This window comes from Massilia sp. ST3, from assembly GCF_018119405.1.
Lineage (GTDB): Bacteria > Pseudomonadota > Gammaproteobacteria > Burkholderiales > Burkholderiaceae_D > Telluria.
In genome coordinates this window covers 1-3,630 of record NZ_JAGPWC010000133.1, presented here as the reverse complement: position 1 = coordinate 3,630, position 3,630 = coordinate 1, and the positions used below count along the sequence as shown (strand labels likewise).

Below are 3,630 nucleotides of genomic sequence, written 5' to 3'. Positions count from 1 at the left end.
GGCGCGGGCGCGGCCGGCCTGGGCCAGCGCCGCGCGCCTGGCCGGGTCGGCATGCAGCGTACCCAGGGCTTCGGCCAGGGCCGCGTCCTCGAACCCGTCGGGCAGCAGGCACAGCGTGTCGGGCGGCAGGTCGGCGCTGGCGCCGTGGGCGTTGACGATGGCCGGCAGGCCGTGCATCAGGCAGTCGAGCACCGAGGCCGAGGTTTCGCCGCGGGTCTGGGCGCGCAGCTGCACCGCGCAGTCGCTGGCGGCCAGCCAGTCCTGGTAGGCGGCGGCGCTGACGAAGCCGGTGATGCGGATGCGTCCGGCGGCCGGGCTGGCGGCGATGCGGCGTTCCAGGTCGATGCCGTAGGGACCGGCGTCGTTGGCGCCGGCGAACACCAGGCGGCAGCGCGGGTCGGCCGCCAGCGGCGAGGCCAGGAAAGCGTCCAGCAGGCGGTGATTCAGCTTGGTCGCGCCCAGCATGCCGAAGCTGCTGACGATGTACTCGTCCGCGGCAATGCCCAGGCGCTCGCGCGCCGCGCGCCGCGCCGCGTCCGGGTCGGCGCCGGCGGCCACCTGGCCGCGCAGCAGCGGGATGGTGCGCCAGTCTCCAGCGCTGCCTGGGCCATACCATTGCTCGGCCAGGCGGCGCGAGAAATCGCTGTGGACGATCACGCCGGCGGCGCGGTCCAGCACTTCCTTGTTGCAGGGGTATTGCCAGATCGACGGATTGCGGCCCTGCTCGCGGTGCGCGCGCAGGCCGGTGTAGCCGTGCGAGGCGTACAGCGCCTGCAGGAAGGCCTCGGGGACGTCGCCGTCGCGCTCCATGTTGTCCAGCACGCCGCTCAGGAAGAAGTCGTGCAGCACCACCACGCCGGGATGCTGGCGCAGCAGGGCGAACATGTGCTTGTGCGCGTTCGAATTGCCGAAATGGTAGAGCACGCGGTCATAGGCCGCGCCATGGCGCAGGAAATACCCGGTGTCGCGCTGCGGGAAGCGCTGCAAGGCCGGGTCGGGCGTCGCGCCCGGGGTCAGCACCAGCTCCACGGCGTAGTGGCGTTCCAGTTCGAGCAGCAGTTCGGCGCTGTAGTCGGCGATGCCGGAATGCTCGGGCGGCAGCGGCGAGACCAGGGCCAGCGTGGGTTTGTCGGCGGCCGGGGCGGGCGCCGCCGCTGGCTGCGCTTGCAGCTCGAGGGCGCGCCAGAGTGCGGGCGCATCCTGGCCGCCGGCGGCCTGCACCAGCGCCGCGGCCGCGATCGCACCAAGCGGCGCGCTGTCGGCGTCGGCCTGGCGCATGCACAGGACGGCGTCCGGGGCCAGGGCCGCCAGGAAGCTGCTCCGCAGCGCAGCCGCGCTGTGGCGGCGCCATGGGTCGGAGGGCGCCGGCTGCGCATAGACATGGAAGCGCTCGGGCGGCAGCAGGCCGTCCAGCGCATGGCGCAGCACGTCGACGTCGGTCGGGTGGCGGCTGCTGACGGCCACGTGCACGGCATGGGGGCCGGGCGCGCGCAGCAGGGTTTTGGCCAGCGCCAGCAGCATGGCGCTGTCCGGCGGCAGGGCCGCCTGCGGCGCGTGGAAATCGATGATCAGGCGGTGGCTCATTCTCGGTGCGCTCGGTGTGTGTCGTAGGCGCGGCGCAGCTGCTCCAGGGCGTCGCGCGCCGATTGCGGCAGTTCGCGCAGGGATACCGGCACGTTGCCGTGCGCGGCGGCGCCGTCGGCGGTGGCCTGCTTGGCGGCGGCCAGGGTGCGCGCCACCCAGGCCTGCAGGCGGGGCGAACGCATCACCAGGGGCAGCACCGTGCGGCGCAGCGACTCGCGCGAGGTCAGCCAGCGCAGGGCGCGGCGCGCGGCGCCCTTGGCCTTGCGGCGGGCGATCCCGGCCATGCTGTCGGGGCCGCGGCGCATGATGAAGCGCAGCGGCGCGGTGATGCGCCACGAGGTGCTGTTCAGCATGGCGATCACGCGCTGTTCCATCTCCTTGCCCCAGGCCGCGCTCTCGTGCAGCTGCGCTTCCAGGGTCTGGTTCTGCAGGCGCAGCTGCTCGCCCTGCTGGGCCAGGGTGTCGGCCTGGCGCGCCGCCTGTTCGTACTGTTCCTGGATCGCGCGCGCGCTGCGCTCCATCCGGGCCGCCTGCTCCCAGCCCTGGGCCGCCTGCTCGCGCAGGGCGTCGATCTGGCGCCAGGCGTCTGCCAGGTGGTGCGGAATGAAATCGTCGAACACGTTGGGCTGGATGTCGAGCCGCGCCAGGAGCCCGGCGTGTTCCTCGGCCACGTAGTAGCGGTTCAGGCCGTCGAACCAGGCGTAGCGGTAGCGCTGGCCGGTCACCAGGTGTTCCCAGGACGCGTGGTTGGTGGCGCGGCTGTTCGGCAGGGTCGCCTCGATCACCAGCACCCAGGGGCGCCAGCGCGCGAAGTCCATCCCGCGCAGCACTTCGCCTTCGAAGCCTTCGACGTCGATCTTCAGGAAGTGGATCTCGCCCTTGACGTATTCGGCGCACACCGCGGCCAGGGTGCGCACCGGCACGGTGATTGCCGCGACCTCGTGGCCTTCGTTGCGGTGCAGTTCGGCCACCGACTCCTCGGGCGAGGCCCAGCCGCGTACGGCCGGCACGTCGTACAGGGTCAGTTCGCCCTCGCTGGCGCCGGCGGCGATCGCCAGGTTGATGTCGCGCGGACGCTGTTCCTGGAAGGCCTGGTGGTAGGAGGGCAGGGGCTCGATGCTGATGCCGCTCCAGCCGGCGTCGTAGAAGGCCTTGGTGACCGAATGCTCGACCGGATCGTTGGCGCCGACGTCGATGTAGTAGCCGTTCGGGACGTCGCCGAGGGCGCGCCACAGCAGCACGTCCTCGCCGTTCTGGGCGTAGGAGACGAAGCGCTTCATGCGGCTTTTTCCGCGAACAGGGCCGCCAGGGCGCTGCCGGTCAAGGCATCGTGGCGGCGCGCCAGGGCCGCGGCGGCCGAGGGCTTGTCGTACACCAGCAGCAGCGCCAGCATCTGGGCCAGCAGGTCCTGCGGATCGTCGATCCGGTCCGGCTCGCGCAGGAACATGGCGTCGCCCCAGCCGAGGCGGTCGCGCGACCGCGGGGCGCCAGGGTCGGCGCTGGCGTAGCGGCACAGCGAATGGAAGTCGAGCAGGTAGAAGCCGGCCTCGCGCAGCAGGACCTCGATCTCGGAGAACAGGGCCTGGCCGGCGTAGATCGGGGCGAAGGACACTTCGCAGTGGACCACGTTGGTGCGCGCCAGCACCTGGGGCGCGTGGCGCAGCACCGGCAGCTCGAAGCCCTGGATGTCGAGCTTGAGGAAGTCGACCGGGCCGGCGCCTTCCAGCACGTCGTCGAGGCGGCTGGTCGCCACCGCTTCGGTGCGCACGGTAGCCAGGTGGTCCAGGTCGCGCAGCTGGCTGGTCAGGGCGCGGTTGAAGGGCAGCAGCGACGAGGTAGCGTCGTCGTTGTTCATGTAGAAGGTCTGCGCCTGGCCGTCGCCGATGAAGGTCGGGTAGAGCGTGACCCGGCTGTCCGGATTGCGCCGGCGGCTGGCCTCGATCTTTTCCTGCTGCGGCTCGAAGCCGATGATGCGGTAGGGCAGGCCCTGGCGGGTCAGCGGGGCGTAGATGTGCTCCTCGGTCTCGAGCTCCTGGGCGCCGATGT

Annotated in this window: 3 protein-coding genes; all 3 read right to left on the bottom strand. The window is 72.0% G+C overall.

Annotation, left to right across the window (positions count from 1 at the left end; all coding sequences use genetic code 11):
• The coding region (locus KBW98_RS23565) for a glycosyltransferase family 4 protein (protein ID WP_229429394.1) at positions 1-1,584 on the bottom strand (1,584 nt) is incomplete at its 3' end.
• Positions 1,581-2,864 (bottom strand): FkbM family methyltransferase, encoded by a 1,284-nt coding sequence (locus tag KBW98_RS23560; RefSeq protein WP_211522604.1) that lies wholly within the window; start codon positions 2,862-2,864, stop codon positions 1,581-1,583. The genes KBW98_RS23565 and KBW98_RS23560, both read right to left, overlap by 4 nt.
• Positions 2,861-3,630 (bottom strand): FkbM family methyltransferase (locus tag KBW98_RS23555; protein WP_211522603.1); only part of this gene is annotated, 770 nt, incomplete at its 5' end. The genes KBW98_RS23555 and KBW98_RS23560, both read right to left, overlap by 4 nt.

Excerpts from the sequence above, each read along its gene's own strand:
- KBW98_RS23560 (WP_211522604.1), bottom strand. The coding sequence starts at position 2,864 with ATGAAGCGCTTCGTCTCCTACGCCCAGAACGGCGAGGACGTGCTGCTG.